The 21,189-nt window shown below is 57.3% G+C and carries 24 protein-coding genes; 8 read left to right on the plus strand and 16 right to left on the minus strand.

Annotated features, from left to right (window positions below; all coding sequences use genetic code 11):
• The first annotated feature begins 14 nt into the window (after nucleotides 1-14).
• The 4 genes from CLV87_RS23910 to CLV87_RS14710 all read left to right on the plus strand — a co-directional run bounded on the left by CLV87_RS23910 (nucleotide 15) and on the right by CLV87_RS14710 (nucleotide 2,912).
• Entirely contained in the window at nucleotides 15-158 is a 144-nt protein-coding gene (locus CLV87_RS23910) for a hypothetical protein (RefSeq protein ID WP_166652760.1), read from the plus strand.
• 82 nt (nucleotides 159-240) lie between these two features.
• Entirely contained in the window at nucleotides 241-759 is a 519-nt protein-coding gene (locus CLV87_RS14700) for a tetratricopeptide repeat protein (RefSeq protein WP_099246546.1), read from the plus strand.
• An 86-nt stretch (nucleotides 760-845) separates the two neighbouring features.
• The gene (locus CLV87_RS14705; RefSeq protein ID WP_235871940.1) at nucleotides 846-1,895 is read left to right on the plus strand and encodes a flagellar motor switch protein FliG; all 1,050 of its coding nucleotides are present in this window, start codon (nucleotides 846-848) and stop codon (nucleotides 1,893-1,895) included.
• 78 nt (nucleotides 1,896-1,973) lie between these two features.
• On the plus strand, nucleotides 1,974-2,912 hold the full coding sequence (locus CLV87_RS14710) for a lysophospholipid acyltransferase family protein (protein WP_099246550.1): 939 nt from the start codon (nucleotides 1,974-1,976) through the stop codon (nucleotides 2,910-2,912).
• Here the strand turns inward: CLV87_RS14710 and CLV87_RS14715 are convergent.
• Complete coding sequence (locus tag CLV87_RS14715) at nucleotides 2,876-3,571, minus strand: DUF1223 domain-containing protein (RefSeq protein ID WP_099246552.1); 696 nt, start codon at nucleotides 3,569-3,571, stop codon at nucleotides 2,876-2,878. The genes CLV87_RS14710 and CLV87_RS14715 overlap by 37 nt on opposite strands.
• 314 nt (nucleotides 3,572-3,885) lie before the next feature.
• Between CLV87_RS14715 and CLV87_RS24275 the strand changes: the two genes are divergently transcribed.
• Nucleotides 3,886-4,014 (plus strand): hypothetical protein, encoded by a 129-nt coding sequence (locus CLV87_RS24275; RefSeq protein ID WP_255301726.1) that lies wholly within the window; start codon nucleotides 3,886-3,888, stop codon nucleotides 4,012-4,014.
• 6 nt (nucleotides 4,015-4,020) lie between these two features.
• Here the strand turns inward: CLV87_RS24275 and CLV87_RS14720 are convergent, their stop codons facing one another.
• From CLV87_RS14720 to CLV87_RS14770, 11 genes are all read right to left on the minus strand, one after another.
• Nucleotides 4,021-4,590 carry a DsbE family thiol:disulfide interchange protein gene (locus CLV87_RS14720; RefSeq protein WP_235871941.1) on the minus strand — a complete coding sequence of 190 codons (570 nt, stop codon included), beginning with the start codon at nucleotides 4,588-4,590 and terminating at the stop codon, nucleotides 4,021-4,023.
• Nucleotides 4,583-4,738, minus strand: a complete 156-nt coding sequence (gene ccmD, locus CLV87_RS14725) for a heme exporter protein CcmD (RefSeq protein WP_099246554.1) — start codon at nucleotides 4,736-4,738, stop codon at nucleotides 4,583-4,585. The genes CLV87_RS14720 and ccmD overlap by 8 nt, the downstream gene beginning before the upstream one ends.
• A complete protein-coding gene (locus CLV87_RS14730; RefSeq protein ID WP_099246556.1) occupies nucleotides 4,735-5,463 on the minus strand; it encodes a heme ABC transporter permease in 729 nt (242 codons plus the stop codon). Before CLV87_RS14730 ends, ccmD begins: the two co-directional genes overlap by 4 nt.
• A 193-nt stretch (nucleotides 5,464-5,656) precedes the next feature.
• Complete coding sequence (gene ccmB, locus CLV87_RS14735) at nucleotides 5,657-6,313, minus strand: heme exporter protein CcmB (RefSeq protein ID WP_099246559.1); 657 nt, start codon at nucleotides 6,311-6,313, stop codon at nucleotides 5,657-5,659.
• Nucleotides 6,310-6,924, minus strand: a complete 615-nt coding sequence (gene ccmA, locus CLV87_RS14740) for a heme ABC exporter ATP-binding protein CcmA (protein ID WP_099246560.1) — start codon at nucleotides 6,922-6,924, stop codon at nucleotides 6,310-6,312. Before ccmA ends, ccmB begins: the two co-directional genes overlap by 4 nt.
• A 168-nt stretch (nucleotides 6,925-7,092) precedes the next feature.
• Nucleotides 7,093-7,446 (minus strand): Mth938-like domain-containing protein, encoded by a 354-nt coding sequence (locus CLV87_RS14745; RefSeq protein WP_099246562.1) that lies wholly within the window; start codon nucleotides 7,444-7,446, stop codon nucleotides 7,093-7,095.
• A gap of 10 nt (nucleotides 7,447-7,456) precedes the next feature.
• Nucleotides 7,457-8,209 carry a sulfite exporter TauE/SafE family protein gene (locus tag CLV87_RS14750; protein WP_099246564.1) on the minus strand — a complete coding sequence of 251 codons (753 nt, stop codon included), beginning with the start codon at nucleotides 8,207-8,209 and terminating at the stop codon, nucleotides 7,457-7,459.
• A complete protein-coding gene (gene secF, locus CLV87_RS14755; protein WP_099246566.1) occupies nucleotides 8,202-9,170 on the minus strand; it encodes a protein translocase subunit SecF in 969 nt (322 codons plus the stop codon). The genes CLV87_RS14750 and secF overlap by 8 nt, the downstream gene beginning before the upstream one ends.
• A 1-nt stretch (nucleotide 9,171) precedes the next feature.
• Complete coding sequence (secD, locus tag CLV87_RS14760) at nucleotides 9,172-10,839, minus strand: protein translocase subunit SecD (RefSeq protein WP_099246568.1); 1,668 nt, start codon at nucleotides 10,837-10,839, stop codon at nucleotides 9,172-9,174.
• 6 nt (nucleotides 10,840-10,845) lie between these two features.
• On the minus strand, nucleotides 10,846-11,133 hold the full coding sequence (gene yajC, locus CLV87_RS14765) for a preprotein translocase subunit YajC (protein ID WP_099246570.1): 288 nt from the start codon (nucleotides 11,131-11,133) through the stop codon (nucleotides 10,846-10,848).
• A gap of 214 nt (nucleotides 11,134-11,347) precedes the next feature.
• Entirely contained in the window at nucleotides 11,348-12,568 is a 1,221-nt protein-coding gene (locus tag CLV87_RS14770; protein WP_099246572.1) for a flagellin N-terminal helical domain-containing protein, read from the minus strand.
• 234 nt (nucleotides 12,569-12,802) lie between these two features.
• On the opposite strand from CLV87_RS14770, the gene CLV87_RS14775 reads away from it, so the two are divergent.
• Nucleotides 12,803-14,284: a pentapeptide repeat-containing protein gene (locus CLV87_RS14775; RefSeq protein ID WP_099246574.1), complete on the plus strand. Its 1,482-nt coding sequence runs from the start codon at nucleotides 12,803-12,805 to the stop codon at nucleotides 14,282-14,284.
• Nucleotides 14,285-14,360: 76 nt separating this feature from the next.
• Entirely contained in the window at nucleotides 14,361-15,653 is a 1,293-nt protein-coding gene (gene serS / locus CLV87_RS14780; RefSeq protein ID WP_099246576.1) for a serine--tRNA ligase, read from the plus strand.
• Between the two features lie 36 nt (nucleotides 15,654-15,689).
• On the opposite strand, the gene CLV87_RS14785 is transcribed toward serS, so the two are convergent.
• Nucleotides 15,690-16,298, minus strand: coding sequence for a TetR/AcrR family transcriptional regulator (locus CLV87_RS14785; RefSeq protein WP_099246578.1), 609 nt, complete (start codon nucleotides 16,296-16,298; stop codon nucleotides 15,690-15,692).
• Between the two features lie 101 nt (nucleotides 16,299-16,399).
• Here CLV87_RS14785 and CLV87_RS14790 point away from each other — a divergent pair, with 101 nt between their 5' ends.
• Nucleotides 16,400-17,149, plus strand: coding sequence for an SDR family oxidoreductase (locus tag CLV87_RS14790; protein WP_099246580.1), 750 nt, complete (start codon nucleotides 16,400-16,402; stop codon nucleotides 17,147-17,149).
• A gap of 93 nt (nucleotides 17,150-17,242) precedes the next feature.
• Here CLV87_RS14790 and der read toward each other — a convergent pair whose 3' ends face one another.
• The 3 genes from der to CLV87_RS14805 form a co-directional block, all read right to left on the minus strand.
• Entirely contained in the window at nucleotides 17,243-18,703 is a 1,461-nt protein-coding gene (der, locus tag CLV87_RS14795; RefSeq protein WP_099246582.1) for a ribosome biogenesis GTPase Der, read from the minus strand.
• Between the two features lie 150 nt (nucleotides 18,704-18,853).
• Entirely contained in the window at nucleotides 18,854-20,191 is a 1,338-nt protein-coding gene (locus tag CLV87_RS14800) for an outer membrane protein assembly factor BamB family protein (protein ID WP_235871942.1), read from the minus strand.
• 47 nt (nucleotides 20,192-20,238) lie between these two features.
• Complete coding sequence (locus CLV87_RS14805) at nucleotides 20,239-20,895, minus strand: tetratricopeptide repeat protein (RefSeq protein WP_099246584.1); 657 nt, start codon at nucleotides 20,893-20,895, stop codon at nucleotides 20,239-20,241.
• Nucleotides 20,896-21,189: the final 294 nt, after the last annotated feature.

The raw sequence follows: 21,189 nt of genomic DNA on the forward strand, positions 1-21,189 counted from the left end.
CAGGAGGGAAAGACATGAAAGCAATTCTGATCAGCGCCGCCCTGACATTGGTTCCGGCACTGGGCTATGCCCAATGTTCCAGCCAACATGCCATGAGCTGCGCCGAAGGCATGGTTTATGATGAAACCACCAATAGCTGCAAAGCCGTCTCAAGCTAGGTTCTGGCAGAAATGTGATCTCTGGACCTGCCCAACTGTCATGTTAGCGTGATATCCAATCCACGCGGATAGGAGATAGTTCATGCGCTTGGCGGCTACGTTTTTACTTTGCTCTTCGGTTTCTGTTTTTGCTGCAGGCAGCGATGCGACAGCCCCGCCTCCGCCCCCGGATTGCACCGGTGGTCAGGTTCTTGAGACCGACAGCAATAGTTGCGTCGATGCTCAGGACAGCCGGTTGGGGGATCAGGAACGCTATGAGGCCGTGCGTGAATATGCCTATGACGAGGCCTTTGACGACGCGCTGACCGTGTTGGACGCCATGCAAGACCAAAAGGCTGATGGCGTTCTGACCTATCGCGGCTATATCGCGCGCAAAACCGGTGATCTGCCCGCGGCCATGACATGGTACGAACAGGCGCTTGAAACCAATCCCGACAATCTTTTGGCGCGATCTTATATGGGGCAAACCCTTGTTCTATTGGGAAAACCGCTTGAGGCCGAGGAACAGCTCAACGAAATTATCGCCCGCGGTGGCACCGGAACCTGGGCGGAAACCTCGCTGAGCAAATCTTTGGCGACAGGGGAAACTTTTTCCTACTGAGCGCCGCTTTGGCAAACAAGCTTAACGGGCCGGAAACCAATGCGCGGTAACTCTTGAACGCAACACCCGTGTTTATGAGGACCGCAATGACAGCACTTGCCCTTCCCGGCCCCGTTGACCTTGTCCCTGCTGGATTGTCACGCAAAACCAAGGCTGCGATTGTCGTTCAGCTGCTGCTGAACGAAGAGGCGGATATTCCTCTCTCTGACCTGCCCGAGGAACAGCAGGCGGAACTCACCCTGCTTATGGGCAATATGCGCTATGTGGATCGCGAAACGCTCAACATGGTTATTGAAGAGTTTTCAAATGAGCTGGAACAGGTCGGGCTGTCCTTTCCCGGCGATATGGCCGGGGCTTTGACGGCGCTGGATGGCAAGATTAGCCCACGCACTGCTATGCGCCTCAGGAAAGAGGCTGGGGTGCGCCAAACGGGTGATCCCTGGCAACGCATCAATGCCCTGGAAATCGAACGAATCGAACAGCTGGTCATGTCCGAGGCCACCGAAGTCGCCGCTGTCATGATGTCCAAGATCGATGTTGGCAAAGCGGCGCAAGTTTTGGCAAAACTGCCCGGTGACAAGGCGCGGCGCATTTCGTACGCGGTTTCGATGACCACCGGTGTGACGCCGGATGCCGTGGATCGAATCGGCCTGGCATTGGCTGCGCAATTGGACGCCGAACCGCCCAAAGCCTTTCAGGCCAAACCAGAGGAACGGCTTGGCTCGATCCTCAACTATTCAAACTCCGCTGTCCGCGAGGAACTGCTGGGCGATCTGGAAAAAGAGGATGAGGAATTTGCCAACGCGGTGCGCAAGGCCATCTTTACCTTTGCCAATGTGCCAGAGCGTTTGAACGCCATCGACGTGCCCAAGATCACGCGCGACGTCAAACCCGAATCCCTTGCCACCGCGATTGCCGCAGCCTCTGGTGGGTCGGAAGAGGAACAGCGCGCTGCTGACTTCCTGCTGGAAAACATGTCCAAACGCATGGCCGACAATATCCGCGAAGAGGCTGATGCCAAAGGCAGCGTGAAACCCAAAGTGGGTGAGAAAGCCATGAATGAGGTGGTCGGGGCCATCCGCGACCTTGTCTCGGTCGGTGAGATTGAGCTGCTCAATCCGGATGAGGACGAATAGCGTTACGCTGCGACGCTTATTCTTGCTGATAGTTCGGCCAAGGCTTACATAGGGCTTCAATCTCACGAGGGGCCCGTTTTGGCAAAATCGAACAAGCAGAAACGCAGCCATGGCGGCTGGCAGGATCGGCTGGCGGATTATGTCCTTCGTGGGATAATCTGGACGGCCCTGCGGCTCCCGGTCAAAACCCGTCTCAAGCTTGTTGGGTGGGTTGTGCGTCGGCTGCTCTCTCCACTTTTGGGGTGGCACAAACGGGTTTACGCGAATCTCGACCATGTTTGGCCGGACTGCCCCGCAGACAAGCGGCGCGTGATTGCGGATCAGGCCATCGACAATGTCGCCCGCGTTTTCATTGAAAACTATGATGTGCCCGAATTGCTGAAGCGCGGGGCTACGGCTGGATTTGGCGGCCCCGGTTTGGCGCATGTCGAAAAGGCCCGGGCCGAAGGGCGCCCCGTTCTGTTTATCACCGGGCATTTGGGGGCTGTCGAAGGCGCTCGTTGCGCAATGGTGGCGCGCGATTTTCAGGTTGGCGGGCTTTATCGGCCTCTCAGCAACCCGTTCTCAAACGCGCATTACGCCAAGAACATGCACCAGATTTGCGACCCTGTTTTTGAACAAGGGCGCCGGGGAACTATGGGCTTGATCAAACATGTCAAAAGCGGCGGTATGGCGGTTTTGCTGTTCGATCTGTTTAGCAGCGCGGGCGAAACCATTGATTTTCTGGGACAACCTGCGCCCACGCTCACATCGGCTGCTGATATCGCCTTGCGTACCAATGCGCTGCTTGTCCCGTTTTTCGGTGTGCGCCATGATGATTTTTTTGGCTTCGATACCATACTGGAAACCCCAATCGAGCATGGCGATCCGCTGGACATGATGCGCGAGGCGACCCGCCGCCTTGAGGCGCGGATCGAAGAAAATCCCGGACAATGGATGTGGATTCACCGGCGCTGGAAGCCCGAGCGCCAGGCCCGGCGTCAGCGCAAACGCGCAGCAGCGACAACCGCACCGTAATTGGGTTCCTGCAGGATCACGACGACTGGCTCACTGCCTTTCAGCGCAACCTCATGCTGATACGTGCCCTGCCCATCCCATTGATCAACCTTTTGCCAATCCTTGACGATATGGCTGTAGACCAGCGAGCGACCGGCGTTTTCGCCACGCCCGATTGCGACTTCTTCGCTGGGTTTGTAACGAATGATGTGAATGTCACAGGGGTCGCCCTGGCCCAAAGATTTCGCTGACAGCACCAAAGTATTGCCCTGGCGCGTCACATCCAGATCCACCTTTGGGGCCCGCGCTGCATGTTTGCGGATCAGGTCCGTGACTTTCATTGGTTTGGATCCAACGACATCCTCGGCCCCATTGATCACCATTTGCGGCGTGTAGATCGTGCGCCAGCCACCGGCACGGGCATAGCCCTTTTGCCGCTTGGTGAATTTCGCTTGGGCAAAGCTGTCTTTCCAACCGATATAGTCCCAATAATCCACATGTAGCGCCAGCGGAATCACATCGTCGCGCCCCGCCAATTCATGCAGCAAAGCATCGGCAGGCGGGCAGGACGAACACCCTTGCGACGTGAACAGCTCAACCAAAACAGGATTGTCCTGCGCCCATGAGGCGCCGGAAAACGCGGTGAAAACCGCCACTGAAAGAGAGAGGAGCTTGCGCATGTCGGACCTTTTTCTATCTCTGTCTCTTTGGTTTAAAAGAGAGTGGTAAAAGATTCCAATCACTCATTTGCGATGGGCCTGTGAAATTTTTGCCAGGTGCCCAGAGTTTCATCACAGGGTTTTCTGCCGTTTCGAACGGGTGGAGCGCTCGGAAACCTTGGGCAACAAACCGCACAGGATTTGATCCATCTCGCGGGAAACCGCGCATTTGTGAACCAATTCATAAGGTTTGAAGCAAAGGGTCAGGAATTCCCCCCTACCAATTCGCGCCGCATCCCCCATGTTGTCATCAAGACAAGGAAAGGCCCGAGCCCATGAAAATCATCACATTGATCCAAGCAGCCGCATTGCTGGTTCTTGCTGTCATGGGTGCCTATGCCGGGTCCGAAGAGGCCAAAGGCGGCTGCCCGGGCCCCGAGCCAACCGCCTATTGTGAACTGTAAGGCGACTTACTTGCTCTGGCTTGCCAGCGCTTTTTCCAAAGCCGGTAGAAACCGCTGTTCATAATCGGACCCGACCAGCGGTCCTGTAAAGCGGAACAAAACCTTGCCCTGCCCGTCCACGATAAAGGTCTCGGGAGGCGCGGTTACCCCCCAATCAATCGCAGTGCGGCCCGGCGGATCAAAAGCCACCGCCATAAACGGATTTCCGCCCTCGCCCAGAAACCGTTGGGCCTGGGCTGTTTTATCTTTGAAATTCACCCCGGCAATGCGCAGCCCATCCGCCTGCATTTTCATCAGGTTGGGATGTTCCACCCGGCATGGCGGGCACCAACTGGCCCAGAAATTCACCAGGGTCACTTCGCCCGAGCTTAGCATCTCTTTGGTCACGGGGTCATAGCCATCCAGGGCCACCTCGGTCACAGCAGGCGCAGGCTGGTTGATAAAGGCCGAGGGCAGTTCACGCGTATTCCCGCGCTGCATGCCAAAATACACAAGCGCCGCGAATCCCATAAAGACCAGCGGAGGCAGGATCATCAACAAAGGGACCCCGCCCTTTTTCCCCTCTTGCTCAGACATTCTTCTGCCGCTCCTCGATTTCGGCCAGATAGGCTTTGACCTTGCGGGCGCGGCGGATCGACAGGGCGACAAGCGCCACGATCAACACAATCGACACCGCATAAGATGACAGCACCGCGTCGGCGTATTTTCCCAGATCAGGCATCATGCCAAACGCTCCCTCGCGATAAGGGCACGCGCACGGCGCGCCCGGATTTCGGTCTGCGTGCGCAGAAACACCAGCGCGATAAACAAAAGGATGAACCCGGCAATGCACACGTAGAGCGGATTGGAATAGACGTCATGCACATGCTCTTCTTTGTCCAGAGACAGCGACGCGCCCTGATGCAGGCCTTGATTCCAAAACAACACCGCATAGCGGCTGAGCACGGCAAAGACCGATCCGACCAGACACAGGATCGAGGTGAGATCCGCCGCCGTGTCGTCGTTTTCAATCGCCTCCCAAAGCGCCATATACCCCAGATAGAACAGGAACAGGATCAGGAACGAGGTCAGACGCGGATCCCAAACCCACCACGTGCCCCACATGGGCTGTCCCCAGATCGCACCAGTTGCCAGCGCGATAATTGTCATCACTGCGCCAATCGGGGCGGCTGCACGCGCGGCCAGAGCCGAAACATGGTGTCGCCGCACGATCCAGACCAATGAGGCCACAAGCATCATCAGCCATGCATTGATGGCCATCAAGGCTGCCGGTACATGCAAATAGATGATTTTGACGGTTGAGCCCTGCCGGTAATCATCCGGGGTGAAAAAGAACCCCCAGATCAAACCAGAGACGAGGCAGACCACGGCACCGACTGCCATATAGGGCATCAGACGGTCCGTGGTTTTGATGAATTTCACCGGATTGGCGTATTCCCAGATCGACATGGGTGTGCTTTGTCCTTGTTGCGCGCCAGTTTTACACCCCAAAACGGGACGAGGCGCAAGTTCTGGCGCGGGTCTCTGTCGTCTTGCCGCATGGGTTGGCGGCTGTCCTTGCCCGTGTTTTGAGCAAATGTAACCTTCCGGTCCTTGATTTAAAGCAATCCTTTTGGCCCGTTTTGTCGCGCTTCCCGGGTCCTTACCGCAAATTGATCCGCAAAACCGCAGCGCTGGCAAAAGGCAAGAGCGCCACAGCGCCAAAGCTGATCCCCGCCAGCATCAAGAGCGGCGTCTGAACCGCAAACCCTTCGGCCCCGCGTCGCGCCACTTCGGCCCCAAAGACCAGCGTTGGCACGTAAAGCGGCAGCACCAGCAAAGACAGTAACAGCCCCCCGCGTTTGAGGCCCACGGTCAATGCCGCCCCGAAGGTGCCGATCACCGACAAGGCAGGCGAGCCCAGCAGCAAGGAAACGACGATCCAAAAATACCCGCCCTGTGGCAGGCTGAGCAGCACGCCCAAGCCCGGCGCGACGATCACCAGTGGCAAGCCAGTGGTCAGCCAATGCGCCAAGGCTTTGATCGACACGATCCCTTCCATTGGCAGCGGTGCCGTCGCCAACAGATCCAGACTGCCATCCTCCCAATCCAGGGCAAAGATCCGATCCAATGACAAAAGACAGGCCAACAACGCCCCGATCCACAAGATCCCCGGTGCGATTTTCGCCAATAACCCGGTTTCGGGTCCCACGCCCAAAGGCACCAGTACGGTCACAATCAGGAAAAACGCCAGCCCCAGGCCAAAGCCGCCCCCTGCGCGCACAGCCAGACGCAGATCTCGCATCAAGAGAGAAATCATAGAAACGCCTCATCCTGCGCCGATACGCGCGGTTTTGCCTTGTATGGGCCAACGTCAAACAGCTCGGCCTCATCCAAACCAAGGTCAATATGGGTCGCCATCAGGGCCGCCCCTCCTGCCGCCAGATGGCCACGCACGGCCTCGGCAAACAGCGCCACCGAAGCGGCATCCAGTGACACGGTTGGCTCGTCCAGAACCCAAACCGGCCGGCCAGTCACCATCAGGCGTGCCAATCCCAACCGTCGCTTTTGCCCAGCTGACAGGGATCCGGCCGGACGATGGGCCAGATCCACCAGGTCAAACCCTTGCAATGCCGCCGAAATATCTTCCTTGCCAAAGACTTGTGCCCAAAAGCTCAGGTTTTCTGTCACGCTCAGGGCCGTTTTCAACCCATCCGCATGGGCCGCATAGGCAATGCGCTCGCCCGCCCCTTCGACGCGCCCCTCAAGCGCAGGCTGCAGCCCGGCGATCGTGCGCAGCAGTGTCGTCTTGCCCGACCCGTTCGGCCCACGCAACACCAGCGCCCGCCCTTCAGCGAGGGAAAAGTTGAGGCCCTCAAGCACCGGAACCCCGCCCCGCGCCACAGCCAGATCAAAGACTTGCAAATCCATAGGTCCCCCTTACCGCATGGCGACCTAAAGAAGAAAGCTCCAAAGCACCTTGACCCTAATCAAGCCTGCGCGCCTGTTTCTTCTTGGCCCAAATATTCTCGGGGGTCGTCGCCTTGGCGACGTAGGGGGCAGACAGCCCCCTGCCCGCCCGCGCAGCCAGAACCGCCCTCAGACCGGCAGTGCCGCCAGCGCCACACGCCGCCCTTCGCTAAGCAAGACATTGAAGGTACGACAGGCCGACGGCGAGCTCATGCTTTCCACACCCATCCCGGCCTCCTCCAATTTGGCGCGCAAATCAGCCGGGATATGGGCGATCTCTGCCCCCGTCCCGACAAACAAAACGTCAATCTCATCCTTCAGGCTCAACAGCGGCGCGACATCGTCAAAGCCTTGCCAGGCCAGAACCGCCGAGGATGTCATCAACAGCGGTCCCTTGATCACCTGGTCAGCCACCCGGAAAAACCCCGGCCCATAACCATCAACCGGAACCGCATCGCGGAAAGTCATCTCGTTTAGCTGCATTGCGCTCTCCTCAGCCCCAAATCGGCAGGCCAGACAGGGCCGATAGGGCAATCACGATATAGGCTGCGCTCCTATACACCGTCTCAAGCCCCGGACGAAAGAGCCGACCGCCCAGCCAATTTCCTGCCATGCCCGGCAGGCCCAAGGCCAAGCCCAGCACCACCCAGATCACTTCCAACCGCCCATAGGCGGCAATCCCGGCAACGACGAAGAACTCGTATCCAAAGAGAAAGATCAGCGTATTGGCGCGGATCACCGCCGCCGCCAAAGGGCGCGCCATGTAAAACAGGATAACCGGCGGTCCAGGCAGGCCCGCAACCCCGCCAAGGAACCCGGCCACGCCGCCGATGGCGTAAACCATGGACCGACGAATCTCGCCGCGATAGCGCAGGCCCAGCACCAATGCCGCAAGCATGCCCAGGGCAATCCCGCTGACCCCAAAGCGAAACACGACCTGGGGCAGCAAGGTCAGACACCACAACCCAACCGGCAACATCACCGCTGTCCCGATCAGCAAACGCCGCAAATCAGGCCGATGCGCATCCTGCCAAGCACTGCGCAGCACAGGCAAGGGGCTGAGCAGGTCCATAAAGGTCAGGACCAGAATGGTCGCAAATGGCGGGAGGAATTGTGCGGCAATCGGCAAAAAGATCAGCGCAGTCCCGAACCCGGTGAAACCGCGCACAAGCCCAGCGATAAAGGCCGCAAAAATGATCCAGCCCAATCCCGGAAGCGAGATCAGGCTGGATAATAACTCAGGCATCAACGTCGCCGAACTGATTGCCGGTCGTGTCAACCGGCTTGGACCAGTCACGCTTGACCCCAAGGCGCAGCAGAATGGCCGAGGCAACAAAGATCGAGCTATAGGTCCCAACCACAACGCCCCAGATCATCGCAAACACAAAGCCGCGGATCACATCGCCGCCCAGCACAAACAGAGCAATCAGCGCCAGCAAAGTGGTGACCGAGGTCATGAAGGTCCGGCTGAGGGTCTCGTTGATCGAGAGGTTCAACACCTCTTTGAGATCCTTGGATTTATACTTGATCAGGTTTTCGCGCACCCGGTCAAACACAACCACGGTATCGTTTAGCGAATAACCAACAATGGTCAGAAGCGCCGCGATAATGGCAAGGTCAAAGCGGATCTGAAGCTCGGAAAAGACGCCGATTGTCAGAACCACGTCATGCACCAGGGCCGCCACGGCCCCCAGGGCAAACTGCCATTCAAAGCGCAGCCAGATATAGAACAGCACCGCGCCGATGGCCAAAACCACCGCAATGGCCGCTGTCTGGATCAACTCGCCCGAGACTTTCGGGCCAACCGATTCCACCGAAACAAACTTAATGTCATCGGACACAGCTTGCAGGGCCACGCGGGCGCTATCGATCACCTCAGACGTCACGGATTCTTGCCCGTCTTGCGCCTGAATGCGGATCATCGCTACGTTCTGATCGGCACGGAAAGTGGGGTCGTTGACCTCGACAATTGTGATGTCACCCAAATCGAGCGCGGCCAGTGCATCGCGATAAGCACCCACATCAATGGCCTGCGTGCTTTCGGTTCGGATCGTCGTGCCACCACGGAAATCGATCCCGTAATTCAAGCCCTGAAGAAAGAAGGAGCCAAGCGCAACAACCACAAGAACCGCAGAAATCCCCAGCCACATACGCGCGCGGCTAAAGAAATCCCAGGAGGTGTTTTCGGGAACAAGTCTCAGACGCATCTTACACCTCGATCTTTTTGGGGCGGCGACGTTCAAACCACATGACGATCAAGAGCCGCGTGACAAAGATCGCTGTAAAGACGGAAGTCAGAATGCCCAGACCCAGCGTGATCGCAAAGCCGCGCACCGGGCCAGAGCCCATGACAAAGAGGATCACCGCCGTGATGAAAGTGGTGATATTGGCATCGACAATCGCCGAAAGGGCCTTTTCATAGCCCAGCTCAATCGCCCGGGCCGGGCCCTTAGCGGTTTTCAGCTCTTCGCGGATCCGTTCAAACACCAGCACATTGGCGTCCACCGCCATCCCGACGGTCAAAACGATCCCGGCAATACCGGGCAAGGTCAGCGTCGCGCCGAACATGGACAACATGCCAAAAATCAGCCCGATATTGATAATCAGGGCGATATTAGCAAAGATCCCGAACAACCCATAGCTGGCCGCCATAAAGACCAGCACAGCGACAAAGGCGACGATGGTCGCGATCTTGCCCGCATCAATGCTGTCCTGCCCCAGTTCCGGGCCGATGGTGCGTTCTTCGAGGAATTCGAGACCCGCTGGCAGGGCACCAGCACGCAGCAGAACCGCCAGATTGGTGCTTTCTTCGACGGTGAAATTGCCGGTGATGATACCGGAACCGCCCGGAATATGGGATTGGATGACCGGCGCGCTGATCACCTCGCCATCCAGCACAATCGCGAATGGCGAGCCGATATTTTCAGCGGTGTAATCACCAAACTTGCGCGCCCCGGCAGCGTTGAAGGTAAAGCTCACCGCGGGTCGCCCATTCTGGTCAAAGCTAGGCTGCGCGTTGGTCAGCTCTTCGCCCGTGACAACCGGGGTTTGTTCGAGAATGTAAAACACGCCCTCTTCGTCCAAGGACGGTAGGATTTCATTGCCGACACCTGGGGCCTGATCGGCCGAACTGGCGCGGGACACAACCGGCTGAAAGGTCAGCTGGGCGGTGGTGCCGATGATATCCTTGAGCTCCTGAGCCGAGCCCAAACCCGGTACCTGAATCAGGATACGGTCAAAGCCTTGGCGTTGGATGGTCGGTTCGCGGGTGCCGACCTCGTCGATCCGGCGGCGGATGATTTCCAGCGACTGGCGCAACGTGCGCTCATCCGTGGCCTGCTGTTCCGCTTCGGACAGGGTCACCACGATTTCCGTACCTTCGCCCCGCACCTCAAGGTCGGTCGCACCGGCCCCGGTCAAAGACACAACAGGGCGGGCCAGACCGCGCACGATCTCAAGCGCGTGTTCCATGCCCTCAGGCTTGGAAATACGCACCCGCAGCTCGCCGTTTTTCACCGCTTCGGAGTTCCAGCGAATGGTGCCGATCTTGTCGCGCTCCCCGCGCAGGGCATCCCGCACATCGGGCCAGAAGGCTTCCATGCGGGCCTCGTATACGTCTTTGACCAGAACCTCGGCCAAAAGATGCGCACCGCCGCGCAGATCAAGCCCCAGATTGACCAATCCAGAAGGCAAAAAGGACGGCCATTCCGCCGCCGCATCACGGTTTTCCGTGGTATCCGCCCCAAGCTCAATCGCCGCGGAGGCATCATTTGCGGTCTCAACCCGGGTGTAGAACGCGTTGGGCATTGCCAAAAGCAAGCCCAGCACAATCACAGCCCAAATCAGAACCCGCTTCCAGAGATCAATCTGCAGCATGTTTGTTTAACCTTCGGCAGGTTCGGTTTTGGACATGACCTGAACGATGGTGGATTGCACGACGCGCACCTTCACGCCTTCGGCAATCTCAACGTCGATCTCGTTGTTTTCCTTGACCTTTACGACCTTACCGATCAGCCCACCCTGGGTGACAACCTGATCACCGCGGCGCAGGGCTTCGACCATGGCCTTGTGTTCCTTCATCTTCTTTTGCTGAGGGCGGATGAGAAGGAAATACATGATGGCGAAAATCAAGCCCATCATGACGAATGACGACATGGTCTGAGAATCCATGGAATGCTCCTAGTGTTATGGGCGGGGCATCCCCCGCGACAGTCGGGCGGAACCTATGGATTAAAGGGGGTAGATGCAAGGGACCGGGACCCTTTGCACGCTGGTTTTCAGGCATTTCACCTAGCTTTGCGTATTCGCAGAAATGGAGGAGACAAAAGAAAGGGCAAGGCCACTGGCCCTGCCCGAACTACCTGTATGAAATTTTTGAGCTGCCTTAGCCTTGGAACAGCGACAGAAGCTGCTGCGGAGCCTGGTTCGCGATCGACAGCGCCTGAACACCCAACTGTTGTTGCACCTGAACCGCCTGCAAGCGCGCCGACGCCTCTTCCATATCGGCGTCAACCAGTGACCCGATGCCGGATTTCAACGCATCTGTCAGGCTCGCGATAAAGTCGTTCTGAGTTTCAATGCGCCCCTGAGCAGAACCAAAATTCGCAGCGGCCTCGATAGAGACTTGCAACATGGATTCAACCGCTTCCAAGGCCGCATCTGCCCCCGCACCAGTGGTGACGTCGAATTGCTCCAACATCTCCAGACTGCCGCCAATCGTGCCGTCATTTTCCGCATTGCTCGCCGCCTGAGACGCGCCAGCTGTCGCGATGGTGATCGAAGCCCCGGAATTGTTGGTCAAATCAACTTGGCCCGCTGTCGCATTCGCGGAAAAGCTGACATCGACGCCATCGGTGATCGCCTGGAAGTTCGCCTTGGCAATCAGCGCGTTACGCACATCCGAAAGGGTATCACCGTTGCGCGCCACATAGACCACATTGGCAGACAATCCCAAAGTACCGCCCGAGTCGATCTGATAGGACATGCCAGCCTCGGGTGTCCCCGTCAGCGTAAAGGCAGCCGCTGTGTTGCCATCCGCAATGGCCGAGTTGCTGCCGATATCGGTGCCCATGGTCCCCGCCACCGCGGTGCCATTACCAAGGTCTTGGCGCGCAACATCAATGTTGGACGCGGTTACACCGGAACCAGAACGGTCAAGCGAGGCAAGTACGCTGACATCCTGATCGGTCAAACCGCTATTTTGCAATAGGTTCAACCCGTTGAACTGGGCAGCCCCAACCACAGCACTGATCTGTTCACGCAGCGCCGTGATATCTGTCTGGATCTTTTCACGATCAACGTTCTCTTCCTGGCTGGCAACGATCTTGCCTTTGATCTCGGTCAGCAGGTCAGTCACTGTTTCCGAGGCCTGACGTGCCACGGCAACTGTGGATTGCGCGAGGTTCAGACTGTCGGAAATGCCCTTAAAGCTGACCACATCCGAGCTCATCACCGCGGAGATCGCCCAGATGGCCGAATTATCCTTGGCATTGGCAACCGCCTTACCGGTCGAGATCTGGTTTTGCACCTCGGCCATATTTGCATTGACCGATTTGAGCGTCTGCAGCGCCACCATGGCACCATTATTTGTAAGAATGCTGGACATATGTATCTGTGATGCCTTTTGGCACCTTGGCTCCTGTATTTTACACGTCAAAGCGGCCCGTTCTGACCGGCTGGCTTCTTTGTGATCCTATTAGGGTTAACACCGCCCTGCCCGCGTCAGAAAAAACCGCCGAAAAGCGCGTAAAATTTTCAATGCATTGCAAAGGATCACCAAAGCTGGACGGGTTTTCGCCATAAGACTAAGGTGACATCGCATGAGTTTTAGAGTGATTTGATGAGCGATTTTTCCAATCCCGATGATGTGCTGTTCCGCCTCTTGGTTACTGTCGATGATGTCTGGGTCGGTCTTGCGGCGCTGGCGTTTACTCTCTTTGTGGTGCTGTTGGTTTGCGGCGTGCTGTTTCGGGACCGCGAAGACCGGCCTGTCTGGCTAAACCGTCTACAGGTCTGGTTGCGGGCCGAAGAGATGAACTCCGGCCTGTTTCTTGCGGTTGCAGCGCTCTGTTTGATCGGCGCGGGCTTGTGGTTGGCCTTGCTTCTGGTGTTGGTCACCGGGTTGTTCAGCCTCTTGGTCACGGTCCCCGATCTCAGGCCAAGCGAGGTGAAGCCCGGCGATTTCCGCTTTCTGCTCGCCCAAATCGCCGGGCTCACGGCCGTTCTTGGGGCTGTTGTGGCCCTGCCCTTTACCGTGATCCGCTTGCGTCTGAGCCAAAAACAATCCCAAACCGCCCAAGCCGCCCTGTTCAACACCAAAATCACCGAAGCCGCCGCCGACCTGCACGCCATGCGGCAGGTGTCGAAAGAGGTGGACGGGAAGTGGGAGACGGTTTGGGAAGACGATGTCGTGAGGCGAAACGCAGCCATAGATCGCTTAGAAGGACTGGTGCGTGAAGAGCCAGGGGAAGCTGGCCGTGTCTCTCGTTTACTTAGTGTCTATGTGCGCGAGTTGTCAAAAAACTTTCCAGCGCAGAAACCACCGACTTCAGGAAAGGTGCAGAGTTGGGCAAAAAACTTGAAGCCAGCCAGATCTGATTTAGAACATGCGGTCCAAACACTTGGTCAGCTTTCTGCTATAGTTGATGTCTCTCAGAACGAATTATCCATCAACCTGTTCGGCGCAAACTTGCAAGGGATGGACCTTTCAAAACTAAATTTCGCGTATGCTTCATTAAAAAATGTAAACTTTGATGGTGTACGGCTTTTCATGACCTCTTTTTCTCGAGCCCATTTAAGAAGCGCCACGTTTCACGGCTGTAGACTTATTGAAACCAGTTTCGTTGAAGCTGACCTTTGTGAAGTTAATTTCGGAAATTGTTTCTTCTTTAAAACAAATTGTTCGGGAGCAAGGTTCGACGACACTTCCCTACACTTTGTTCAGATTCACAGCTGTGACGCAACCGGTGCGTATTTCGAGAACATCGAGATACAATGGCATCAACTAAGCCAAATGCTTACCACAGGTGCCTCCGTCAAATATTCAAACTTCGATGTGCAAGAAAACCGGCAATTGAGCTTTGGAGCAAGCCCTTTCTTATTGTCTACACCCTTCACCGAAGGTGAGAAACAACGGGTGAGATATGAGTGCCTTTCACATTTGGCGAAGACCGCGAACGAATTGTTCGGAGATGGTTCGGTAACGCTCCCAGAAGAAATAGAACGCCCAACGCACTGGGTAAAGTCAGATCTCAGTGATAGCGACTTCAACACCCAATGGCGCGTCTGGGCCAAGACCAAGGGCGTCGACATTCCTCATTAACCATCTCTGCCCTACCCTCCCCGCATAATCTGAGGCATAAGCCCAGCACGACTCAACCTAATCAGGAGCCAAGGCGATGCATGACATCCGCGCCATTCGTGAAAACCCCGCTGCATTTGATGCGGCTCTCTCGCGTCGTGGGATCGAAAATGCCTCATCCTCTCTCTTGAAACTGGATGAAGAGCGCCGCGCCGCGATCCTTGCCGCGGAAACCGCGCAGAGCGAGCAAAAGAAAGCCGCCAAAGAGGTGGGCGCCGCCAAGGCCAAAGGGGACGAGGCCGAATTTGAACGTCTGCGCGCCCTGGTCGGCGAGAAAAAGGCCGAAGTGGCCGATATGCAGACCAAGGCCAAGGATCTGGACGAAAAGCTGCAATATGAGCTCGCCGTCATCCCGAACCTGCCTTACGACGATGTGCCTTTGGGGGCCGATGAGGATGACAATGTCGAGATCCGCAAATGGGGCACGCCGCCCACGTTGGATTTCGATGCCAAAGAGCATTTTGAACTGACCTCGGTTGCCGCAAGTATGGATTTTGAAACCGCGGCCAAGACGTCTGGGTCGCGTTTCGTGATGCTCAAGGGGGCCGTGGCCCGCATCCACCGCGCGCTGGCGCAGTTCATGATCGACACCCATGTGGATCAGAACGGGCTGCAAGAGGTGAATTCGCCGGTTTTGGTGCGCGATGACGCCATGTATGGCACTGATAAGCTGCCGAAATTTGGTGAGGACAGCTATCAGACCACCAATGGCTGGTGGCTGGTGCCCACCTCCGAAGTGCCGCTGACCTATACCGTGGCCGGAGACATTGTAGAGGAAAGCGCCCTGCCGATCCGCATGACCGCGCATACACTGTGTTTCCGCTCGGAGGCAGGCAGCGCAGGCAAGGATACATCCGGAATGCTGCGTCAGCACCAGTTCGAAAAGGTCGAAATGGTCTCGATCACCCATCCGACGCAATCGGATGCGGAACAGCAACGCATGTTGGATTGTGCGCAAGGGATCCTTGAGACCCTGGGCATTCCCTATCGCACCGTCACTTTGTGCACCGGTGATATGGGTTTTGGCGCGCGTCGTACCTATGACATCGAGGCTTGGCTGCCTGGTCAGAATGCCTATCGCGAGATTTCTTCGGTTTCCACCACCGGCGATTTCCAGGCGCGCCGCATGAATGCGCGTTTCCGCCCGGCAGATGGCGGCAAGCCGGAATTCCTGCACACGCTGAACGGCTCCGGCCTTGCCGTGGGGCGTTGCCTGATTGCGGTTCTGGAAAACGGACAACAAGCGGATGGTTCGGTAAAACTGCCCGAGGCGCTCGGCCCTTATCTTGGCGGCAAGCTGACCCTGAATGTGGATGGCACACTGAGCTAACCCATAGAAAAGGCCCGGTTCTTCCGGGCCTTTCCTTTAATGCTGTTGCTGCGACCAAGGCAGGCTATCAATGGCCATATCAATGATGACCTGTAATTGCCCACGCTCCGCCCCGGTGCGCGCAAGCGAGGCAATGGCGACGATCTGACCATTCAAAAACAGCTGCAACCGATCAAGATCCGCTTCCCCCCGCAGCTCCCCATCTGCCACCGCTTTTTGCAGCCGATCCGCCAGTGCCTCCCTGCCCTTGGCGGTCAATTCCGCCAATCTCACCCCGACAGGGTCCGAGGTTTCGCCGAAATCAAAGCTGGCCATGACACACATACAACCATGCGGATGATCGTTGAGAGTCATGCCATTGGCCAATGTGTTTAAATAGGTTGTCAGATCTTCTTCGAACGTCCCTGTCCCCAGCTGAAAGGCCGTGTGAACGGGTTCCCCATATTTGGCCACATAGCGTTCCAAGCTTTTGATAAACAAAGCATCCTTGTCGCCAAAATTGGCATAGAGCCCGGGTTTTGCCATCCCGGTCGCTGCGGAAATATCGTTCATCGACGTCCCAGCGTAACCCTGTTTCCAAAACAAAACCAAGGCCTTGGACAAGGCGTCTTCGGGATCCATTTTTCTGGGGCGTCCACGTGGCATCAATGCTCTCACTTTTTTGTACCAATTGGTATTTAATCATCTTGACTTCATTCTGCAAAGGCTCAATTTAAATACCACTTGGTATTTTAAAGGATGACCCAATGACCAATCTCACCGACAGCACCGTTTTCCTCACCGGCTCCAATCGTGGAATCGGGCGCGCTCTGGCCGAGGCGCTTCTGCGCGCAGGCGTTCTCAAACTCTATGCGGCGGCGCGCGATACCGCTGCCATCGCCGACCTTACCGCCGCCCATCCGGACCGGGTTATTCCCGTCACCTTGGACGTGACCAAAGCAGCCGACATCGCGCAGGCCGTCGCTGCGGCCAAGGACACCACGCTTTTGATCAACAATGCCGGGGTGGCGGGCTTTACCAGTTCCATGTCCGAAAATGCTGTGGAAAAGGCGCGGTTTGAAATTGATGTGAATTACATCGCGCCGCTGGCTCTCACTCAGGCCTTTGCACCGGTCCTCAAGGCAAATGGCGGCGGCGGCGTCGTTTCTGTCAGCTCCATCGCAGCCCTGTCCAACTTTCCGGTTTTGGGCACCTATTCGGCGTCCAAGGCGGCGGTACATTCGCTGATGCAAGCGTTTCGGGCCGAGCTGGCTGCGCAGGGCACTTATGTTGGCACCGTCTATCCCGGCCCGGTCGACACGGATATGGCCGCTGGTCTGGAGTCCGAAAAAACCCCGGCGGCTGATGTCGCGCAGGCCATCCTTGACGGGATCGCAGCAAAGCAAGCCGAGATTTTCCCTGACGCGGCCTCGCAGGGCATGATCGCCGTTCATGACAAGGACCGTCACGAACTCGAAGCAATGACAGGCAGCTTCCTACCAGCGGCGCAAGCCTAGGGCCTGGTTTCTTCTTGGCCGAAATATCCCGGGGGAGTCACAAGCTTGCTTGTGACGGGGGCAGCGCCCCCTCCCCGGTTCTCGCAAACGGCGTCAGTCTTTTTGCTTGGGCAACTTGCCCAGGTGTTTCTTCAACGCCCCGGCATTCTTTTTCTTACGGCCCTTATAGGGGTTCTTGTCCCCCTGCCCGCGCATGGTCAGACGGATGGGCGTTCCCGGCATGTCGAAATCCTCGCGCATGCCATTGACCAGATAGCGCGAATAGCTCTCGGGTAGTTTGTCGGGATGGGAGCACATGACGACGAACCCAGGTGGTCGGGTCTTGGCCTGTGTCATGTAGCGCAGTTTGATCCGCCGCCCCTGTGGGGCGGGCGGCGGATGGCGTTCGATCATGGTCTGCAGCCAGCGGTTCAATTGCGCGGTCGGGACGCGACGATTCCAAACGTCATGGGCCTTCATGATGGCGGCGTGCAACCGCTCCATACCCCGCCCGGTGCGGGCGGAGACGGTCACCAAGGGCGCGCCGCGCAGCTGGGGCAACAACCGCTCAAAAGCTTCTTTCAGCTCTTTCAGCTTTTCCTGCTTTTCGTCCTCGACATCCCATTTGTTGACCGCCACGACGACCGCGCGACCTTCGCGTTCTGCAAGGTCGGCGATCTTGAGGTCCTGTGTCTCAAAGGGAATGGCCGCATCCAACAGCACCACGACCACCTCGGCAAATTTCACCGCACGAATGCCGTCGGAGACCGAGAGTTTCTCTACCTTTTCCTGCACTTTGGCGCGTTTGCGCATCCCGGCCGTGTCAAAGATCCGCATATGGGTGCCATTCCATTCTTTTTGAACAGAAATCGCATCGCGGGTGATCCCGGCCTCGGGGCCCGTCAATAGGCGATCTTCGCCGATGATCTGGTTGATCAGGGTCGATTTACCCGCATTCGGGCGGCCCACCACAGCGATCTGCAACGGCTTATCCGCGGTGATCGGGCGTGGCGCGTCTGGGTCATCGTCGTCGACCTCAACCTCGATCTCGGGCGCATCAGCCTCGGCGCGTTCCTTGAACTCTTCGTCAATGGGCAGCAGGGCCGAATAGAGCTCGTTCATGCCCTCGCCATGTTCGGCAGAAATGCGCAAGGGTTCGCCGAGCCCAAGCGCATAGGCTTCCATCACACCGGCATCTGCCGCCACGCCTTCGGCCTTGTTGGCCGCCAAAATCACCTTATCGGCGCGTTTGCGCAGGATTTCGGTAAACACTTCGTCATCCGGCAAAATCCCGGCCCGCGCATCAATTAGGAACAGACAAACATCGGCCATATCCACAGCGCGTTCCGTCAGGCGGCGCATCCGCGCTGGCAGGGAATCGTCGGTTTCGTTTTCCAGTCCCGCCGTGTCGATCACCGTAAAGCGGATGTCGCCGAGCTTGGCCTCTCCCTCGCGCAAATCACGCGTCACCCCAGGCTGGTCATCGACCAAGGCCAGACGTTTGCCCACAAGGCGGTTGAACAGGGTCGACTTGCCCACATTGGGGCGGCCAACAATGGCGAGGGTGAAAGACATGGGTGATACTCCGGGTCAAGCAGCCCGCTTAGACTATTTTTTCCAGACAGGGAAGCCCTGTGTTTCAGGCAAACGCAACGCCCAAATTCCGTGTACGGAATTTGCAAAACTTTTCACAAAAGTTTTGAGCGCCAGCCAGTCACGACGCGCTTACCGATAGGCGTGCAGAACCCCATCACCGGACACAACATAAAGCGTATTACCTGCAACCACGGGCCGTGCGGTCGCACCGCCCTTGATGTCAAAGGCCGAGAGCAACGCCCCGTCTTCCGGCGCAAAGCTGCGCACCTTTCCGTCGCTTCCTGCAACGATCAGGCGACCGCCCGCCAGAATTGGCCCGTAATGCGCATAGCTGCTGTCGCGTCGCTTGTTCGGCTTTTTGCGCGAGACCCATCCAGGCAGATCCTTGGCCCAGATCTGTTCACCTGTGGCTGCATCCAACCGAACCAGTTCATTACGATCCGACACAAAGAACACGGAATCGCCTGCTGGCCAAACCGGCCCCAAGGCCCCTTGCTTGGTTGTCCAAAGACGATCGCCATTGAACAGCGACAGCGCCACAACCCGCCCAGAATGCGTGCCAACGTAAACCGTGTCACCCGAGATCACTGGATCGCCGGTCACATCATCGACATTGGCAACGGAAATACCGTTGCGACGGCCAAGGATATCGGCGCTCCACAATTGCAACCCGCCCTGACGGAAGGCGGCCTGCACGTTGGATTCGCCAAAAGAGAAAACCACATGTTTGTCGCTGACAGCCGGGGCTGGCGTTCCAGCGACATTATGCGCGTCTCCTGCCCCTTCGATCTGCCAACGGATCCGGCCGCTATCAGCCTCAAGCGCCCAGGCGACCTTGTCACCGGATACGATATACAAAACGCCATCTCGAACCGTTGGTGCGCCTGTGGCTGTGCCGCCCAGGCGCTGCACCCACAGCTCCTTGCCATTGCTGGCATCCAGCGCGGAGACCGTGCCAAAGCCCGAGGCCACATAGAGCACGCCACCGACCACGGCCAAGCCACCGCCACGTGCCTCTTTGGCATTGTCTTGCAATGGCGTCAGATCACGGTTCCACAGGGTTTCGCCCGAGGTGGACACCGCGCGCACAACAAAGGCCGCATCCATCACAAAGACACGCCCATCGGCCACAACCGGATCAACGTTCAGGCGCACCTTGCGGCTGTCGCCTTCGCCAATTTTTGCGGCCCAGATTTGACCCAGGGATTTACCAAGCGCGGGATGAGAAATCCGCGCATGCGGCGATACCATGCTTTGGGTCCAGGAACTGTTGGATTGCGAGGCCAGCAGTGACAAGGCGCGCGATCCATCGGTGCTTAGTGGCGCATCCGACTGGTAATCGCCTTTCAGAACCTCGCGGACCCCCAACCTTTCACCGGTCAGAATTTCCTCGCGTTCCGCACAGCCAGCAAGGGTCAACGCCCCGACAACCAGTCCGACAAATCCGAACATGTTTGCTTTGTGCATGTGATGCCCCTTCCCACCGCAATAATGACTGCTCTGCAATCTTAGTATCAGCTCTGGTCTACTGTACCGCCCAGCGCCACAATCAACTGACTTGCGCGCCGACGCAAGCCCGAGGTCACTTCGGAATCCACAAGGATCGCCTGAAGACGTTCCAAAGCCGCCAATTTTTCGCCGGTTTCAATCTCGATCAAAGCCAGTTGTTCCTCGGCCAACAGGCGCAAAGGCTGCCCGGCAATGGCCAGAGCCTCAAACCCGGAACGGCGCTCATCCACTGACAAGGTTTCAGCGCCGCTTGCCAGCGCTTTGTAGCTGGCAATCTGGCGGTAGATGCTGGGCAGATCGGCATTATTGGACACGGCCTGAAGGCGGGCAATCGCCGCTGCATCGTCGCCCTCTTCGCCCTGCTCTGCTGCAATCAGCATGTCCAGAATCGCTTTGCTATCAGGCGATTCGACCGTCAAGGCATCCAGGGCCTTAACACGTTCACCAACATCTTCATTCTCAAGCGCCGTCAGGATCCCGTCGCCAAAGGCCTGCGCCGACGCGCTCTGTGTGGCGATCTGGTATTCCCGCCAGGCGGTGCCGCCCACGATACCGAAAACCACCACAATCGCGATCCAGCCATAGCGGCGCAAATAGCCGTACAAACGGTCGCGGCGCACCTCTTCGCTGACTTCTTCGATGAAACTGTCCGGATTGCTCACTACCGTCTCCCTGCGCGACACATGGCGTCACTTTCTGCTTTTGCCTCTCATACCCCGGCTCTGTGCCGGTGCCAAGGTATCTCAACTGCCCATTTTTGGCACCATCAGGCCGCAAAAACGCCAGATCTGCCTGTAAAGCAGCAAAAAATGGCTCACATGTCCTTGAAGATGACTCTGGGGCACCTTAAAAATGAACTGGTTGGTTTAGAATTTCGCGTTAAATGAGTCTCAGGTCTTTGTTTGTTGAAGAACACGACCTATATAGTCAACGCGTATGTTACGCCAATTAACATA

The organism is Pelagimonas phthalicica, from assembly GCF_004364805.1.
In the GTDB taxonomy this organism is placed as follows: domain Bacteria; phylum Pseudomonadota; class Alphaproteobacteria; order Rhodobacterales; family Rhodobacteraceae; genus Pelagimonas; species Pelagimonas phthalicica.